The 17,121-nt window shown below is 59.2% G+C and carries 13 protein-coding genes and 1 tRNA gene; 9 read left to right on the top strand and 5 right to left on the bottom strand.

The annotated features are described in order from the left end of the window. Positions 1–97: 97 nt before the first annotated feature. Together ROI90_RS15945 and ROI90_RS15940 are read right to left on the bottom strand one after the other, a co-directional pair. On the bottom strand, positions 98–1,945 hold the full coding sequence (locus ROI90_RS15945) for an alpha/beta fold hydrolase (RefSeq protein WP_315999352.1): 1,848 nt from the start codon (positions 1,943–1,945) through the stop codon (positions 98–100). Positions 1,946–2,076: 131 nt separating this feature from the next. Beyond that, entirely contained in the window at positions 2,077–2,931 is an 855-nt protein-coding gene (locus ROI90_RS15940) for an AraC family transcriptional regulator (protein ID WP_315999351.1), read from the bottom strand. Between the two features lie 458 nt (positions 2,932–3,389). Here ROI90_RS15940 and ROI90_RS15935 point away from each other — a divergent pair, with 458 nt between their 5' ends. The 8 genes from ROI90_RS15935 to trxA all read left to right on the top strand — a co-directional run bounded on the left by ROI90_RS15935 (position 3,390) and on the right by trxA (position 13,545). Beyond that, positions 3,390–5,612, top strand: coding sequence for a LysM peptidoglycan-binding domain-containing protein (locus tag ROI90_RS15935; protein WP_315999350.1), 2,223 nt, complete (start codon positions 3,390–3,392; stop codon positions 5,610–5,612). Positions 5,613–5,652: 40 nt separating this feature from the next. Beyond that, positions 5,653–6,447 carry a LysM peptidoglycan-binding domain-containing protein gene (locus ROI90_RS15930; RefSeq protein ID WP_315999349.1) on the top strand — a complete coding sequence of 265 codons (795 nt, stop codon included), beginning with the start codon at positions 5,653–5,655 and terminating at the stop codon, positions 6,445–6,447. 180 nt (positions 6,448–6,627) lie between these two features. Then, positions 6,628–10,344, top strand: a complete 3,717-nt coding sequence (gene dnaE / locus ROI90_RS15925; RefSeq protein WP_315999348.1) for a DNA polymerase III subunit alpha — start codon at positions 6,628–6,630, stop codon at positions 10,342–10,344. A gap of 90 nt (positions 10,345–10,434) precedes the next feature. After that, entirely contained in the window at positions 10,435–10,848 is a 414-nt protein-coding gene (locus tag ROI90_RS15920) for a hypothetical protein (protein ID WP_315999347.1), read from the top strand. An 81-nt stretch (positions 10,849–10,929) separates the two neighbouring features. Beyond that, positions 10,930–11,451, top strand: a complete 522-nt coding sequence (locus ROI90_RS15915; protein WP_315999346.1) for a GbsR/MarR family transcriptional regulator — start codon at positions 10,930–10,932, stop codon at positions 11,449–11,451. A gap of 93 nt (positions 11,452–11,544) precedes the next feature. Then, a complete protein-coding gene (locus tag ROI90_RS15910; protein WP_315999345.1) occupies positions 11,545–12,474 on the top strand; it encodes a TIGR01777 family oxidoreductase in 930 nt (309 codons plus the stop codon). A gap of 152 nt (positions 12,475–12,626) precedes the next feature. Continuing rightward, a complete protein-coding gene (locus tag ROI90_RS15905; protein ID WP_315999344.1) occupies positions 12,627–12,995 on the top strand; it encodes a hypothetical protein in 369 nt (122 codons plus the stop codon). A 220-nt stretch (positions 12,996–13,215) separates the two neighbouring features. After that, the gene (gene trxA / locus ROI90_RS15900; protein WP_044003005.1) at positions 13,216–13,545 is read left to right on the top strand and encodes a thioredoxin; all 330 of its coding nucleotides are present in this window, start codon (positions 13,216–13,218) and stop codon (positions 13,543–13,545) included. Between the two features lie 107 nt (positions 13,546–13,652). Here the strand turns inward: trxA and ROI90_RS15895 are convergent, their stop codons facing one another. Together ROI90_RS15895 and ROI90_RS15890 are read right to left on the bottom strand one after the other, a co-directional pair. After that, on the bottom strand, positions 13,653–14,618 hold the full coding sequence (locus tag ROI90_RS15895) for a TonB family protein (protein ID WP_315999343.1): 966 nt from the start codon (positions 14,616–14,618) through the stop codon (positions 13,653–13,655). A 230-nt stretch (positions 14,619–14,848) separates the two neighbouring features. Then, positions 14,849–15,334 carry an AsnC family transcriptional regulator gene (locus ROI90_RS15890; RefSeq protein WP_315999342.1) on the bottom strand — a complete coding sequence of 162 codons (486 nt, stop codon included), beginning with the start codon at positions 15,332–15,334 and terminating at the stop codon, positions 14,849–14,851. Between the two features lie 156 nt (positions 15,335–15,490). On the opposite strand from ROI90_RS15890, the gene ROI90_RS15885 reads away from it, so the two are divergent. Beyond that, a tRNA-Glu gene (locus ROI90_RS15885) sits at positions 15,491–15,605 on the top strand. 306 nt (positions 15,606–15,911) lie between these two features. Here ROI90_RS15885 and ROI90_RS15880 read toward each other — a convergent pair. After that, on the bottom strand, positions 15,912–17,051 hold the full coding sequence (locus ROI90_RS15880) for an isoaspartyl peptidase/L-asparaginase family protein (protein WP_315999341.1): 1,140 nt from the start codon (positions 17,049–17,051) through the stop codon (positions 15,912–15,914). Positions 17,052–17,121: the final 70 nt, after the last annotated feature.

Below are 17,121 nucleotides of genomic sequence, written 5' to 3'. Positions count from 1 at the left end.
AGTTGAATGATTTTCCTGCCGGCCCGCCGCTCTTTAACAACCAGCTGTGCAAACTGACCAGCCCTTACTGCTGATCAGCCTGCAACGCATGCCCTTATCAGTCGGCAACCGGTTTAACGGCTGGCTGATGCTCCTGCAAAAAGCGCAGCACCGCTTCCAGTACCTGCGCCGGGCTCTCCTCAAACATGTAGTGGCCGCTGCTGGGCAGTGTAATGACCCGGCCGTTGGTGGTCATAGCGGGCACGCTTTGCTGCAGGGTGCCGTGCGCTACGTAGCTAGCAATGCCCAGCACCGGCAAACTCAGTTGGGCGTAGGCGTGGTGGTCGGCTATATCCTGCCCCAGGGCCTGGTACCAGGCAGTAGCCGCCCGGATATTTTCCGACTGGTTGTATACTGCCGCGTACACTGCCCGGTCAAACGCCGTCATTTTGCTCTCATCCAACATCACATAGGCAAAGAGGTAATCGAGCAGCAGGTGGAAGCGGCCCGCCAGTAGCTTTTCGGGCAGCTTTTTGACTTGGTTGAACGCCATCCACCAGATGTACGGGTGCTCCCCATCCATTTTGCCCGCAAGTGCCCCCGGTGCGGGCAGCATGGGCATGTAGCGCATCCCCTCGGTGGGGTGGGTGCCATCCAGCACAATCAGCTGGTCGGTGGCGGCGGGGTAGTTGTAGGCGAAGCTACTGGCTACCATGCCCCCGATGTCGTGCCCCAATAGAGCAACCGTGTCCAGCCCCAGGTGCTGCACCAGTTCGTAAATATCCCGGGCCATCGTCTTTTTGTCGTAGCCATCAGCGGGCTTGTCGGAGCTGCCCATGCCGCGCATATCCACGAGAATGACGTGGTAGTGCCGGGCCAGTTCCTGCGCCACGGGATGGAAGGAATACCACGTTTGGGGCCAGCCGGGCAAACAGACCAAAGGCCGGCCGCTGCCGCCGGCCACGTAGTGCAGGCGCACCCCATTCACGGTGGCGTAGTGGTTGGTGAAGCCCGGCAGCCGTTTCACCAGCTCCTCATCCGAGTACGGCCCTAACAGATTTGGCTGGTTGGCCTGGGGCGGGCGCTGCCCTAGCAGATCCTCGGCGCTGGTCCAGGTCAGGTCCGGGTATCGGTGATTATCGAGCGGGGTATTTTGCACGGCGAACATGCTGCGCACATACTGCAGCTGCTGCCAGTCGGCATAGAGTTGCTGTTCGCCGGCCAGGTTGGCGGCGCGCACCTGCTCGATGCGGGCACTCAGATTGGCGCGGGAGCCTAGCGGCACTACTGCAAACGGCCCGTGGCCGGCTGCTTCGGCCGCCGCTGCCAGCTCGTGCGGGCTGTGCTGAAAGCTGGCGATGCGCAGAAAGCGGGGCGTGGTAACATCCAAGGCAACGGCGGCGGTATAGGCGGCCGTGTCGTTCATGGTAGTGAAGTCGATTTTCCAGTCGGCATCTTCCCAGTAGCCCACCTGCTGGTGTTTAAGGTCGAGCAGCGGAATACCGTAGGTCAGAATTTCGCCGAAAGCCCCGTTAAGAATGGAAGTGGCCGCAATGGGGGCTTTATCCAAGAGTTGCTGAAACTCGCGGCGCAGGTCGAAGTTGCGGTTCTCGCCCGGGTGCTGCCGGGTGTAGTCACTGGCGAAATCGGAGGGAATGAAGCGGGGCACGCCGGCCGCCACGGCCGCCGTCAGCAGATTGGCCTGGGCATCCACGATAACCTCGCGCAGCCCCGCCAGCACCGATACCACGCAGGCCACGCCCTCACAGGCCTGGGTGAGGCCCGCCGTGTCGGTCAGGTCCACGCGGCGCACATCTACGCCTTGCCGGGTTAGCGCATGCACTTTGGCGGCCTCAGTGGCCACGCGCACCACGGCCCGCACCGAGGCCCCGCGCCGCAGCAGCGCCGCCACAATGCGGCCGCCAAGCTCGCCGGTTGCGCCGGCTACCAGAATGGGAGTATTCATCAGAAAAAGGGTTAGGTGAGGGCAGCGAATTACTGCCCGTAGAACTAGCCCAAAGGTCTGGTGGCCGCGCCCGGCCCCTTGCCCAATTCCTGCTGTTTTCTATAGGATTCCTGCGGATTTTGCGGCCGTGACTACCGTCGCTGGAAGTCGCGGGGGGTGTGGCCGGTAGCGCGCTTGAATGCCGCCGCGAAGTGGGCGGGCGAGGCAAAGCCCAGCACCTCACCAACGGCGGCCACCGGCAGCTCGCCGGCGCGCAACAAGTGCTGGGCCCGCCGGATTTTCCAGCCCAGCACGTATTGGTAGGGCGACTGGCCGGTGGTGTGCCGGAAGCATCGCGTGAAATGAAACACGCTCAGGTTGGCCAGCTCAGCCAGGGCCTCCACCGTCACCACCTGCTCCATAGTATCTTCCAAATACGCCTCGATGCGGGCCAGAATTGGGCCCGACAAGGTGCGGCCCGGCGCGGGGCGCCGCTGCTGGGTGGCGTGGTGCTCCAGCAACTGGTAGCACAGCGCATTGGTCAGTGACTCCACGTAGAGCAGGCCCAGCGCGTGCCGACTGCCCGCCGCCATGAGCAACTGCCGGCCCAGCTGAGTGAGCAACCCATCCTCAAACCGAAACCGGTCACGCAGAATGAACTTGCTGCCTTGCTGGCTGACCCGGTGTTCCAGCGCTTGCGGGTTCAAGTGCAGTTGAATGATATCGGCGGGCCCGTGCCAGGCGGTTGCCCCGTACTCCCCGGCCGGGTACAGGCCGGCGTCGCCCGCCCGAAACAGCTCTTCCTCGGTGCGGCTTCCGTTCTGGCGGCTTGAGCGCACGGGTTGGCTCCCCTGATGAATGATGAGCACGTGCTGGTCGTGCGCGTGCGCCGGCATAGCCATGGCCTCCAATTGGTAACGCTCTACCCGCAGCCCCGGCCACGCCTGCCCGGCACTGGATGCCAGCGCCGGACGGTCGTATAGCAAGAAGCTGGTGGCGTTATTCATAGGAAGTGACGGATAGGCTGCTGCACTGTAGGGCAAGCGTGTAGACTAAGCCTGTTACACCTTGTCCGCGCCTGAGGGTAAGCCCACGCAGCCCCAGAAAGTGTGGCTGCCACCCCAAATTTACGGCAATTTTGCAACGACTGGCCCTTACACTCCATACTTCGCTGGGCAATCCGGCACCCTGCTTTCCTGATGGCGTGGTACCAGAGTTGAACCTATCCGCGGGCCTAAGCCGCTGGCGTTACTGGTTAGCCCGCACTCGGGCATGGCGCTTGCCTCGTCTTTCGGCGGAGAAGTGTAAGCAGCCCAGGGCGAATGAAAGAATTTTGCCATTCTGTTGGATTTGCAGCGGAGAGGCCGGTTGCCCGGTTTTTTTTCTTCTATTTTGTAGGTTAACGGGGCCGGCATCAGCGCGCAAACGCCGACCAGCGGCTCCGAGTGGTTGCATTTCCCCGCTTATGAAACGACTTGTACTACTGGTATTGCTGTGGCTGCCGCTGTTGGTGGCCGCCCAAACCGTGCCAGTACCGGCCCAGCTCAGCCTGGCCGATTTGCGCCTGCGCCTCACGCCGGGCGGCCGGGCGGCCCTCCAGCAGAAGGTAGATGCCCTGCGCCGCCACCCGGCTTCCTTCCAGGCCCGCGTAGCCCTGGCCGATGCGTATTTCCCCATCATTGACCGGGTATTTCAGCAAGAAGGCCTGCCGCTGGATTTTCACTTTCTGGCCCTTCAGGAAAGCGGCCTGCAGGGCGACGCCCAGAGTATTCACGATGCCGTGGGCTACTGGCAGTTTAAGCGCGAAGCCGCTCAGGATTACGGCTTGCTGATGAACGAGGCCATTGATGAGCGCAAGCACATTACGGCTTCCTCGAAAGCGGCCGCCCAATACCTGCTGCGCAACAACAAAACCTTCCGTAACTGGGCCAACACGCTACTCAGCTACAACCTGGGCCTCACCGGCACCAAGCCCTATACTCTGCCCACCGATGCCGGGGCCACGGAGATGGAGGTTTCGGAGCAGACGCACCCGTATATCCTGACCCTGCTGGCTCATAAAATTGCGTTTGAGCCGGCCATTGGTCTGAATACCAAGCCGCCGCTGCTGTTTCAGGAGTTTCCGGCCCCGGCTGGGCAGCCCCTGAGCGTGATGGCCCAGGCCATGCAGCTGAATCCTGCCGATTTGGCCAAATACAACCGCTGGCTGCTGGCCCCCACCGTGCCCACCGACCGGGTGTACACGATGCTGGTGCCCATCACCGACCCGCTGCAGCTTACCGCCTTAGCCGCCCAGCAAAAAAACGCCACCGCCGGTCAGCTCCTCAACAACCCAGCCCCCGACCCCGAAAGCGCTGACTTTGTGCGCGTAAATGGGCTCCGGGCGGTGGTTGCGCTGCCCGGCGACACTAAAGAAGGTCTGGCTAAGCGGGCCGGCGTGAAGCTGCGCAAGTTCATGCAGTTCAACGACCTGTTTCCTTTCGACAACATCGTGGCCGGCCAGCCCTATTTTGTGCAGAAGAAGCGCGACAAAGCAGAGACGGAGTACCATGTGGCCCAAGCCGGCGAGAGTGTGGTAACCATTTCGCAGAAGTATGGCATCCGGGCCAAAGCCATCTGGAGCAAAAACCGCATGGCCCGCAACGAGGAACTGCGGCCCGGCCGCGTATTGTGGCTGCAGCATACCCGCCCCAAAAACGTGCCCGTCGAGTACGCCGATGGCAGCAACGCGGCGGCCCTGGCGGCCTTCGAAAAGCCCAGCACCAGCCCAGCAGCCTCACCGGCCCCGCAACCAGCCAAACAGCCCGAAAAGAAAAAGAAGACGGAGGATGCTGAGCCTTATATGGGTAGCACAGCCACCGCAAACCGGACGCTGGAAGATGCCGTGGAGGAGGACAACTCTACTGTGGTAGTGCAGCCCGACAGCGCCACCGATGAGCACACCGAAAACCTGAACGAGCTGCCACCTGCCCCAACCCGGCCCGCAGCAGCTGTGCCTGCGTCCGTTGCGGCCTCGGCGGCACCTCTGCCCAAGAAACCCTTGCCAACTTCGGCCCCGGTGGCCGACGAGCCAACCGATGCGGAGCCCGTAACTGAGCCCGCCTCGCGCCCGGCCCCGGTTACTGCCGTTCCCCGCCCCGTTGCCGCCTCCCCTGCAGTACCGGCTCCTGCCGCGTCCAGCCCGGTTAAACCCACTCCGGCAGTAGTTGCCCCCCCGCGTCCCACCTCACCCAGCACGCCTCAACCGGTGGTTGCGGCAGCTCCGGTTACCGCCGTGGAGCCTGTACCAGCTAACGGCCTGCACACCGTGCAACCCAAAGAAAACCTCTACTCCGTGGCCCGGCGCTTTGGCCTGCGCCCGGCCGATATTGTGCTCTGGAACAACCTGCCTCAGCAGCCCGCCCTGCGCATTGGGCAGGTACTGCGCGTCACGGCTCCCGGCGTGGAGGCTGCGCCGGTTGCAAGTCCGCTACCCGCAAAGGCTGCTCCGGCCGCTGCTACCAAACCTGCCGTGTCGGCTCCTGCTACGGCCCCGGCCAGTGTGAAGCACACGGTGCAAACCGGCGAAACCATGTACAGCGTTTCGCGCAAGTACGGTGTCACCATCAAGCAGATTATGGAGTGGAATAACAAGCCTGATTTCTCGGTGAAGCCCGGCGAGGTGCTGCTTATCAAGCCTGCTAATTAGTTTTTTACGTATCGGTTCAGCTTTTACCCGCTCGGGTTTTATGCGTTTTCATTTCACTTCTGCTTTGTTGCTAACGGCCGGTTCGTTGGCCTCTTTCTCTACTCAGGCTCAGCAGGTGGCTCCACCGGCCCCTCAGCATACCACTACGCGGCCCGTACTTTCCAACGACTCCGTGCGGGTGATGTCGGGGCTGGTTGAAACGAGCGTGCGGCGGCTCCGGGCCATCTATTTCGAGCCCAACGACACCAAAGCCACTCAGCTAATCGACGCGGCCCTGGTGGATATTCCGGTGCTCAACCAGCGTCTGAGCCACTACACTGCCAGCCTGCCGCGCGAGCAGCAGCAGCTATTAGCCCAGCGCCTGCGCCAGCAGCCCTGGCAGGTAGAGCTGAATACCCTCCTGCGCAGCCCTCAATACGCGGGGTTTGATGCTCGTGCCGCCAAAAACCCGGCGCTGCAGGAAGCAGCCGAACGATTACATGCTTCCGGCTTCATGGGTACGGCCAAGCCCGTAGCGGCCAAAGCCCCGGCAGCCGCCCCTATGGGTACCATCAGCATACCCACCGCGCCAGCTGTTACGAAATCCAAGGCCCAGCCGGCAGCCAACAGCCTTATGCCGGCCGCCAAACCGGGAGCCGCACCCGTTACTAAATCAGCCACCCCGGCCGATAAAGTTGGCTTCCCCGGCCAGCACCACACCGTGCAGAAGGGCGAAACCCTGTTCAGCATCGCCAAGCAGTACAAAACCACCCCCGCCCAGCTTCAGCAGTGGAACGATAAAGCCGAGCCTTCGGTGAAAATCGGGGAGGTTTTGGTGGTGGAGGCCGGCCGATAAATGCGGGCCTAGCTCGGGATGCACCCGTAGTAGCAGCATGCTTCAAAAGAGGACGGCTATATAGCCGTCCTCTTTGTTTATGGTACACCAAAATCCCTTGCCGCGCAACCTTTCCCGGCCGCTGATTCATGGGTAACTTTACTGTCCGCTTGGCGCCCTAACGGCGCGGAGTTGCTTGCCATGCCTACCTTCTCGCACCTGCACTGCCACACCCAATATTCCCTGCTCGATGGTCAGGCCAGCATTTCGGCCCTGATGAAGAAGGCCCAGGCCGACGGCATGCCGGCCGTGGCCCTTACCGACCACGGCAACATGTTCGGGGCTTTCAACTTTGTGGCCGAGGCGAATAAGTACAACGTGAAGCCCATTGTAGGCTGCGAGTTTTATCTGGTGGAGGACCGCCACAAGAAAAGCTTCAGCCGGGAAAAAGGTGAGCGGGACGTGCGCCACCACCAGCTGCTGCTGGCCAAAGACCAAGCCGGCTACCAGAACTTGGCCAAGCTCTGCTCCATGAGCTTCATCGAGGGCGTGTACTCCAAGTATCCGCGTATTGATAAGGAGCTGCTCTTGCAGTACCACGAGGGCCTGATTGCCACTAGCTGCTGCATCGGGGCCGAAATTCCGCAGGCGCTGCTCTGGAAATCGGAGGACGAGGCCGAGGAAAAGCTGAAGTGGTGGCTGGACGTGTTTGGCGAGGATTACTACATCGAAATCCAGCGCCACGGCATCGAGAACATCGACAACACCGGCAAAAGCCAGGAGGACCTGAACCAGATTCTGCTGAAGTGGGCCCGGAAGTACAACGTCAAGGTCATTGCCACCAACGACTCGCACTACGTGAATCAGGAGGACTTTGCGCCCCACGATTTGCTGTTGTGCGTGAACACCGGCGAGGAGCACAGCATCCCGGTGGGCGACTTCCAGACCAAGTATTTTCGCCTGGTTTCCGGTGAGAACAAGGTACTCTACGACCACCTCGACAACCTGCGCCCCCTCGCCAGCTCCGACGACCAGGTGCGCCGCCAGCTCATGCGCATCGATGAGGAAGCCCAGATGCCCCGCCCCCGCTCCCGCTTCGGCTTTCCCAACGACCAGTTCTACTTCAAGAACCAGGAAGAAATGGGCCGGCTGTTCCAGGATGTGCCCGAAAGCCTGGACAACACCAACGAAATTGTCGACAAAATCACGCCCCCCAAGCTGGCGCGTGACATTCTGCTCCCCAACTTCCCCATTCCGCCGGCCTTCGCCAACGCCGATGAGTTTCTGCGCGAGCTGACCTACGTGGGAGCTTTCGGCCCCTCGGCCGGCAAGGGCATCGTTACGATGACCAAGCCGCCGCGCTACTCCGAGCGCACCCCCGAAATAGAGGAGCGGCTGGATTACGAGCTGCGCATCATTGAGACGATGGGGTTTGCGGGCTACTTCCTCATCACCCAAGACTTCATCAACCACGGCCGCAGCGTGGGCGTGGCCGTGGGCCCGGGCCGGGGTTCGGCCGCCGGCTCGGCGGTGGCCTACTGCGTGGGTATCACCAACATCGACCCGATTAAATACTCGCTGCTGTTCGAGCGTTTCCTGAATCCGGAGCGCGTGTCGATGCCCGATATTGATATCGACTTCGACGACGTGAACCGCCAGCGGGTGATTGACTACGTGGTGGATAAGTACGGCAAAACGCAGGTGGCCCAGATTATCACCTTCGGTACCATGGCCGCCAAGTCCAGCATCAAGGATGTGGCCCGGGCCATGGAGCTGCCCCTGCCCCAGACCAACGAGCTGGCCAAGATGGTGCCCGAAAAGCCCGGCACCACCCTGGCCGGCGCCTTCGCCGAAAACCCCGAGCTGGACTATATCCTGCGCGACATGGCGCCCGACAACCTGCGCGGCCACATTCTGCGCCTGGCCCACAAGCTGGAAGGCTCGGTGCGCAACACCGGCATCCACGCCGCCGGCGTCATCATTGCCCCCGACGACATCACCAAGTACATCCCCGTGTCCACCTCCAAGGACTCGGACCTGCTGGTAACCCAGTTCGACGGCAAGGTGATTGAGGCGGCCGGGATGCTGAAGATGGACTTTCTGGGGCTGAAGACGCTGACCATCATCGTCGATGCCCTGGAGCTCATCAAGAAAAACCACGGCGTTGATATCAACATTGATGATATCCCGCTCGACGACCCCAAAACCTACGAGTTGTACCAGCGCGGCGACACCATCGGCACGTTCCAGTTCGAGTCAGAGGGCATGCGCATGTACCTCAAGGACCTCAAGCCCACCAACATCGAGGACCTGATTGCCATGAACGCCCTGTACCGGCCGGGCCCCATGCAGTTCATCCCGAACTTCATCAACCGCAAGCACGGGCGCGAAGAAATTGAGTACCCGCACGAGTTGCTGGAGCCCATCCTGAACTACTCCCAGGGCATTATGGTGTACCAGGAGCAGATCATGCAGGCCGCCCAGATTCTGGCCGGCTACTCCTTGGGCGGCGCCGATTTGCTGCGCCGGGCCATGGGGAAAAAGGACATGAAGAAGATGGCCCAGGAGCGGGAGAAATTCTGCGAAGGCGCCAAAAAGCTGCACGGTATAGTGGCCAAAAAGGCCAACGACGTGTTTGACGTGATGGAGAAGTTTGCGGCCTACGGCTTCAACCGCTCCCACTCCGCCGCCTACTCGGTAGTAGCCTACCAGACGGGCTACCTCAAGGCTAATTACCCCGCCGAGTACATGGCCGCCGTGCTTACCAACAACATGTCGGACATCAAGAAGGTGACCTTCTTCATCGAGGAAGCCCGCCGCCAGGGCGTACCCGTGCTCGGCCCCGACGTGAACGAATCCATCCTCAAGTTCAACGTAAACGAAAAAGGCCAGATCCGCTTCGGCATGGCCGCTGTGAAGGGCGCGGGCGAGGCCGCCATTGAAAGCATTGTGGCGGAGCGCGACAAAAAGGGCCCCTACACCGATATTTTCGACTTCTCCAAGCGCGTGAACCTGCGCGCCGTGAATAAGAAGACCTTTGAAAGCCTGGCCCTGTCGGGCGCTTTCGATTCGTTTGAGCGGTACCACCGCCGCCAGTTCGTGGAGGCCCCGGCCAACGACCAGAACCTCATCGATAAGGCGGTAAAAATGGGCCAGCAGTACCAGGCCGACCAGGATTCGGCCCAACAGAGCCTGTTTGGCGGTGGGGCCTTCGGGGCCGTGGCCATGCCCCTGCCCAAAGTGGCCGATATGGAGCCCTGGCCCGCTACCGAGTTGCTGCGCCGCGAGAAGGAAGTGGTGGGCTTCTACCTCTCCGGTCACCCGCTCGACGACTTCAAGCTGGAAATCGACTCCTACTGCACCTGCGGACTGGATAAGGTGGAGAACTACAAAAACCGCGAGGTAACGGTAGCCGGGCTGATTTCCAACGTCCTGTTCAAGACTACCAAGACCGGCCAGCCCTTCGTGTCGTTCAGCGTAGAAGACTACGAGTCGTCACTGAACCTGGCTTTGTTCCGTGACGATTACTCGCGCTTCAGCAACCTCATCAACCCCCGCAACTACGATAAGGAGCAGGTGCCGCCCATGTACATCCGCGGCAAGTACGCCCAGCGCTTCCGCGACTCCGACCAGTTCGAGTTCAAGATTCTGACGATGGAGCCCCTGTTCAACGTGGCCGAGAAACTCGCCAACGGCGTGCGGGTACAGCTGGACCTACGTACCATCACGGAGCCCTTCATGGACCGTTTCATGGAAGCCGTGGAAGGCTGCGCGGGCTCCAAAAAGCTCGAAATCAAGTTTGCCGAGCCCCACGAGCACCTCGCCGTGGATACCTACTCCCGCCGCTACCGCATCGAGCCCAAGGAGTTCATCCGCAAAATGCGCGAAATGGAAATTGATGCCTGCCAGCTGATATAAGTTTGTAGCATACCGTTGAGTCACATGAGGCGGCTACTGCTTATATTCAAGCAGTAGCCGCCTTCATTTTTACCTACTCCACAGCTTCAAATGACTCGTTATACTTTATGGGCAATAGGTAGCCTGTTATGCATGAACAGCTGTAATAAGCCACATTCCGTTACTGAGGCAGCAGTACAGGGGGCATGGAGTCCGGTATCAGCAGCTTCTTTGTCAGGTGAGCCAAATGAAAACATCTGCTTTACGAAGATAAAAGGGCGTACTATTATGGTAACTGCATATTCTTCAGGAATCAACGCGGCACGCTTTAGCCCTGACGGTGATTCCGTTACGATTACCAAAGGTTGTACAGGTTATTCATTGCCCGTTGCGTTCGATAGTAGCAATGACACGTTGATATTCGCCAACGGCATACGATATGTGCGCATGGATTCTGCCCAATTTTTCGGTGAGAAGCTTGCTTTTTCGGAAGCTCTTCACCAAGCTTCCGCATTACTGAAATAGACTCAAGGCAAGAATCATCTAACACAAAAATAAACTTTCATTTTTTATTGAAAGTTTAAAATACTCTACTACATTTGAACCATGCAACTCGACGAAGCCAAAAGCAAGTTCATTGAAGGCTGGGGCACCCTGGGCTCGGCTTGGGGCGTGAGCCGGACGATGGCGCAGGTGCACGCGTTGCTGCTAGTGTCGGCCGGAGCCCTGAGCACCGAGGACATCATGGAGCAGCTGCAGATTTCGCGGGGAAATGCCAACATGAACGTGCGCGCCCTCATGGACTGGGGCCTCGTGCGCAAGGAGTTGCGGCCCGGTGAGCGGCGGGAGTTTTTCTCGGCGGAAAAGGACATTCACCGCGTGGCCACCCTCATTCTGCAGGAGCGCCACAAGCGGGAGCTGGCGCCCATTATGCGCGTGCTGGGCGAAATCAGCCAAGTGGAGCCCTCCCCTGCCGCTACCCCGGAGGAAACTCAGGCCTTCACTCAGATGATCGGCAACATTCAGAGCTTCGCCGACTTTGCTGACAAAGCAGCCAACACGCTTATTAAAGCCGATGAGAACTGGTTTGTGAGCACCTTCATGAAGCTCATGCGCAGCCGGTTTTAGGAGGCGCTTATTTTTTTGCTATCATATTTCAATAATTATTGAAAGTTTCAAATTAATAGTATACAAAACATTCTCCCTTCTACCCTCACTTCCATGAACCAACCACTGATGATTCTGGCCGGCGGCAATGGCTTTCTGGGGCGGCACCTGGCCCGGCACTTCCGGCAGTTGGGGTACGAGGTGCTCACGCTAACCCGTCAGGCCAAGCGGTTTGGCGAAGTAGCCTGGGATGGCCGCACCCTGGGGCCCTGGGCCAAGAAGCTGGAGGGTGCGGCGGTGCTCATTAACCTGGCCGGCAAATCGGTGGATTGCCGCTACCACGCCGCCAACAAGTACGCCATTGTGCGCAGCCGCACCGAAAGCACCCGGGTGCTGGGCGAAGCGGTGGCGCAGTGCCGGAACCCGCCCGCCGTGTGGCTGAACTCCTCCACGGCCACCATTTACGAGGACACCAGCGGCGCGGCCCCAGCCAACACGGAAGCTGCCGGCCGCATCGGGCGAGGCTTTTCGGAGATGGTAGCGCAGAAGTGGGAAGCCGAATTTAACCTGGCTACCGCGCCCCATACGCGCCGCGTGGCTTTGCGCACGGCCATTGTGCTCGAGTCTGATGGTGGAGCTTTGCCCGTGATGGCGCGGCTGGCCCGTCTGGGCCTGAGCACGCCCCAGGGCAACGGCCAGCAGTGGGTAAGCTGGCTGCACGCGGAGGATTTCTGCCGGGCCGTGGAGTTCTTGGTGGCCCGGCCACAGCTAGAAGGTGCGTTCAACCTTTGCGCCCCGGAGCCGCTATCCAACGCCGCCCTTATGGGCCTGCTCGACCAACATTACCGGCCGCGCTGGCACCTGCCCCAGCCGCAGTGGCTGCTGGAAATCGGGGCCTTCCTGCTGCGCACCGAAACCGAGCTGATTCTGAAAAGCCGCAAAGTGGTGCCGCAGCGGCTGCTGGAAGCCGGTTTTCAGTTCCGTTTTCCGACCTGCCCGCAAGCCTTGGCCGATTTACTTCCACAAGTTGACTCCGCTAGCTAGCTCAGGCCTCATTAGCAACCTCCGCAGCGCCAGCCATACGTCCGCAACGCCGATTCAGGGCTAATTGACGCGCCCTGCGGCCTAACCGCTACCTCATCACCTGTCACTTTTCACCTCATCACTTTTCATTCACCTTTTAACTTCTCAACGTCATGAACTACTATCTGCTGGTTTACGGAGTGTATTTGCCCGTCACGGTGCTGCTGACTATCTGGGTGGCGCGCACGCTTTTCAAGAATGGCCGGCTGTTTCTGGTCGATATTTTTCACGGCAATGAGCAGTTGGCCGACTCCGTGAACAAGCTGCTGCTGACGGGTTTTTACCTCATCAACATTGGCTATGCCACCCTCACGCTACGCACTACGGAGGCCGTGACCAGCTACCAAGGCAGCGTGGAAACGCTCAGCATCAAAATAGGCACCATTATCCTGATTCTGGGCGGTATGCACTTCTTCAACCTCTACGTGTTTTATAAGCTACGCCACCGGGCACAGGAATACGCCCGGGCTTATCACTCTTAAGTCAATACCGTGTGCTGAATAACGCCCGATACTACCAGCCTATACCCGGCCGGTAGTATCGGGCAACTGCGTTGCTCCGGCCAGTAATCTGCCACTCTGGCCGAAGTGAACTTTCCGGCGCGCTGCTTGTTGGAACGCAATCTGCTACCTTGCGGCCCGCTTGTACGTACAAGCTGCTCAGACAAGCGTACAGACTCATTTCATCAAAAACCCTACAATTATGGGACATAAAGCCATCGAAATTACCGATGCTAACTTCGACCAGATCATCAACTCCGATAAGCCGGTACTGGTAGACTTTTGGGCCGAGTGGTGCGGCCCCTGCCGCATGGTGGGCCCGGTAGTGGAAGAACTGGCCGGCGAATACGAAGGCAAAGCCGTTATCGGCAAAGTTGACGTTGACTCGAACCCCCAGACTTCTGCCAAATTTGGTATCCGCAGCATTCCTACGCTGCTGGTGTTCAAGAACGGTCAAGTTGTTGATAAGCAGGTTGGTGCAGTGCCCAAGCATGTACTAGCCCAAAAGCTGGATGCACAGGTAACTGCCTAGAAGCCAGCGGCGCCCAGCCACAGAAAAGCCCCGTCCTGCATGCAGGACGGGGCTTTTCTGTGGCTGGGCGCTTGCCGCTACCAGCTACGGTAGCGCTGAACTGAAGCCTATTCTTCCAGATCAGGAGCGGCGGCCCGGGCTTCAGAAGGCGGGACCTGGGCAGGCTTCAGGCCAGAGGCCAGCGAGAAATTGGCGGAGAAGTGAATAGGGATGGTAAAGGTCATGGCGGTGGGCAAATTGTACTCGCGGCCGGGCTCAAAAGCGGGCAGGCCAGCTACTACCCGGCGGGCCTCCAAGTCGGCATCGGGGGCTAGGCCCTGTACTACTCGCACTTGCTCTACGCGTCCGTCTTCGCCCACGGTATAGCTCACGTATACATTACCCGTAATGCCTTTGCGCCGCAGGGTGCGCGGGTAGTTGGTAGTGCGGGCAATGTAGCTGAGCATGGCCGCTTCTCCGCCCGGAAACTGCGGCAGTTCCCGCGTGCGTACGCGGCCCATGTAGGGGGACCCATCCTTGTTGAAGAAGGCCAAGGCGAGCGGCTTGCCTTGGCGGTCGGGCATTTCAATAGCGCTCAACTCCCCCGTATCGTAGTAGTAGCGCCACTCGCCCACGGGCCGGCCAGCATTGTAACGTCCCTCCGAGCGTTTCTGGCCGTTACGATGCACGGTAATCCAACGGCCTACCCGCTGCCCGTCGGTGTAGTCGCCGCGCTGGCTTACCTGGCCATCCTCGTACCAGCCCAAGTACAGGCCGGAAGCCTCATCATCGTGGTAGTGTACCTGGCTGGCTTTACTCCCGTCGGGGTGGTACCAGGTCACCAGCCCATTACGGACTGGTGGATCAATGGCGGAGAGGGTACCTTTCAGCAGCAGCGTGCCAGACAGAGCATACTCGCGCATGGCGTAGGTGCCCAGCAGCTCGTTTTTGCGGTCTACAATGCGGTAGTGGGTGGCGCTGTCCGGCACGGTTGCCTCATCCTGGTCGTTGAGGTAAACGGCGGGCAGGCTTTGGGCCTGACCGAGGCGGACTACTAATACCAGTGACAGGAGAAAAGCGCGGTGAATTCTCATACGGTAGCCAATACTGGTATAGTCCCGAAACGAATACACGAAATATAACCCGCAGCAAATCAAGCCCCAAGGCCCTTTTCAACTTCACCAAAAAAATGCAATTAATGCTAGCTCGGGGTCAATTTATCTTTATTACGCTCGAGCTTACTAGTGCCCTGAAAATGCAGCAGCCGCTACCTCACCAAGGTGGGGCAGCGGCGCCAACAAGCAAGTTTGCTTACTAGGAGAGCTTAGTTTTCGCCCTCCTCTATCTCCTGCAACTGAATGGGGCGGTTGAAGGCCTCCTCCAATGAAATCAGAGTTTCGGTACGCTCAATACCCTCAATTAGCTGTATCTGCTCGTGCAAAACTTCCCGTAGATGGTTGGTGTCCCGACAAATCAGGCGAGCAAAGATGCCGTAAGCCCCGGTAGTGAAGTCAATGCTCACTACTTCCGGAATCAGCCGCAGTGCCGTCACGACGCTTTCATACACGGAGCTCTTCTGCAGATAAATACCAAGAAATGCCCGCACGCCGTAGCCAAGTTTCTGGTAGTCAATCTTGAGCGTAGCGCCCTGCACAATGCCCAACTCCTCCAAGCGAGCCATGCGTACGTGTACCGTACCGCCTGAAACATGCACCTTGCGCGCAATTTCGGTGTAGGGCATTTTAGCATCATCAATCAACAGCGCCAGAATCTTCCGGTCAGTGTCGTCAAGTTCGTAATTACGAGCCATTTTTCAGGGTGTTGATTACCTATATTGCAATGAAAACAAGACTTTATTAAAAAGTATGTAATTTTTTTTACAAATGTCTGAAATTATTTTATTACTTCAACCAACCTAGTACATTTGTCATAATCCAACGCAAGCGGCAGCGGATTGTTTTTACAGTGTAGAATGGTGAAACTGGCAGACGCGCCCTCCTCTCTCGGGGGTGGAGATTTGGGAAAAACTGGTCCGGCGGCCGGCTAACTACTCCATGGAGGTTCGAATCCTTCTTCTACAGCGAAAAAATGGGTGGATTATGTGAGGAGGAAAAACGGGGCGTATCTGGGTGGGTACGTTCTGAATCGAGAGGCGGCATCTGGGTGGGTGCCGCCTTTTCTTTTTTCCAGCCTGCGCAACATCCACTTCAATTCTACCCCATTCATTTCGGTTGGTGCACGCTTTTCTTTTCGGCCGCAAAGGTCAGGCTTTCCAACAAGAAATGCACGGATAAAGGTAAAAAAGGCTCCGGGTGGTTGCACCGGAGCCTTTTTATTTAACAGTTTCTCAAAACAGGAGGTTAGTTCTGCGCCTGGGTGGCAGGGCGCTACTGCTTGTAAATTAATACCTGCCGCTCCCCATTCCCCCGGATGTAGGCCCGGTACATCCCCTCCGAGTTGAAAGGCAGCGTAATGTTGCCGGCCTGGTCTACCGCAATCAGACCACCGTCGCCGCCCAGTTTGGCTACTTTATCAATGGTAGCTTGCGCGGCTTGTTGCAAAGGCTGCTGGCCATACTCCATGCGGGCGGCTATGTCGCGGGCCACGGTGGCCCGGATAAAGTACTCGCCCCAACCCGTGCAGGATACGGCGCAGGACTGGTTATCGGCGTAGGTACCGCAGCCGATGATGGGCGCATCGCCAACGCGGCCGTAGCGCTTGTTGGTCATGCCGCCGGTGCTGGTAGCGGCGGCTAGGTTGCCGAACTGATCAAGGGCCACGGCCCCCACGGTACCGTACTTCTTGCCCTCCGTAAAAATCTGGTTTTCGGGCAGAACCGTGCCCTGGGGTTTGCCGGGTTTCTGCTTGATTTTAACTTTCTCGGGCTTTTTGATTTCAGTTGATGGGGCGTTCAGCTGGTCGGGGGTGCCGGGCTTACGCTCCGCGGCCAAGGCCTTTTCCAGTTGCTGGTGCCGGGCCTCGGTGTAGAAGTAGCTGGGCGGCACGATATCCACCCCTTTTTCGCGGGCAAACTGCTCGGCTCCCGGCCCTGTCAGCAGCACATGCTCCGATTTTTCCATTACGGCCCGCGCTGCCGTAATGGGGTTGCGCACCACCGTTACGCCGGCTATGGAGCCTGCCGCTAGGGTGCGGCCGTCCATAATAGCGGCATCCAATTCGTTGCGGCCCTCGTGCGTGAATACGGCTCCTTTACCGGCGTTAAACAGGGGCGAGTCTTCCATGAACCGCACGCTGGCTTCCACAGCATCCAGGGCCGTGCCGCCCCGCTTTAGTACCGCATATCCCATATCCAAGGCTTGGTTCAGAGCTTCCTGGTAGGCCTTTTCCTTTTCCGGGGTCATGAGGGCACGGGTGATGGTACCGGCTCCACCGTGAATAACCAGGGTAATGCGGGAAGCATCAACGGGCGCGGCGGTAGCGGTAGGACTGGTCTGCGCCTGTAGCAAGCCAGGGGCGCCAAGCAAAGCGGCCAGGATAGCCACACGAAGGGTAAGGCGAGGAAACATACGGATGGAATATCAGAGGTGAAGGAGCCGACAAGATAAAGCCCCGCGCTGAACGATGGTTCGGCGCGGG

The sequence above is a fragment of the Hymenobacter endophyticus genome (genome assembly GCF_032464715.1).
In the GTDB taxonomy this organism is placed as follows: Bacteria; Bacteroidota; Bacteroidia; order Cytophagales; family Hymenobacteraceae; genus Hymenobacter; species Hymenobacter endophyticus.
Note: the sequence above shows the minus strand (reverse complement) of the source record. Positions and strands in the feature narration are given on the sequence as shown.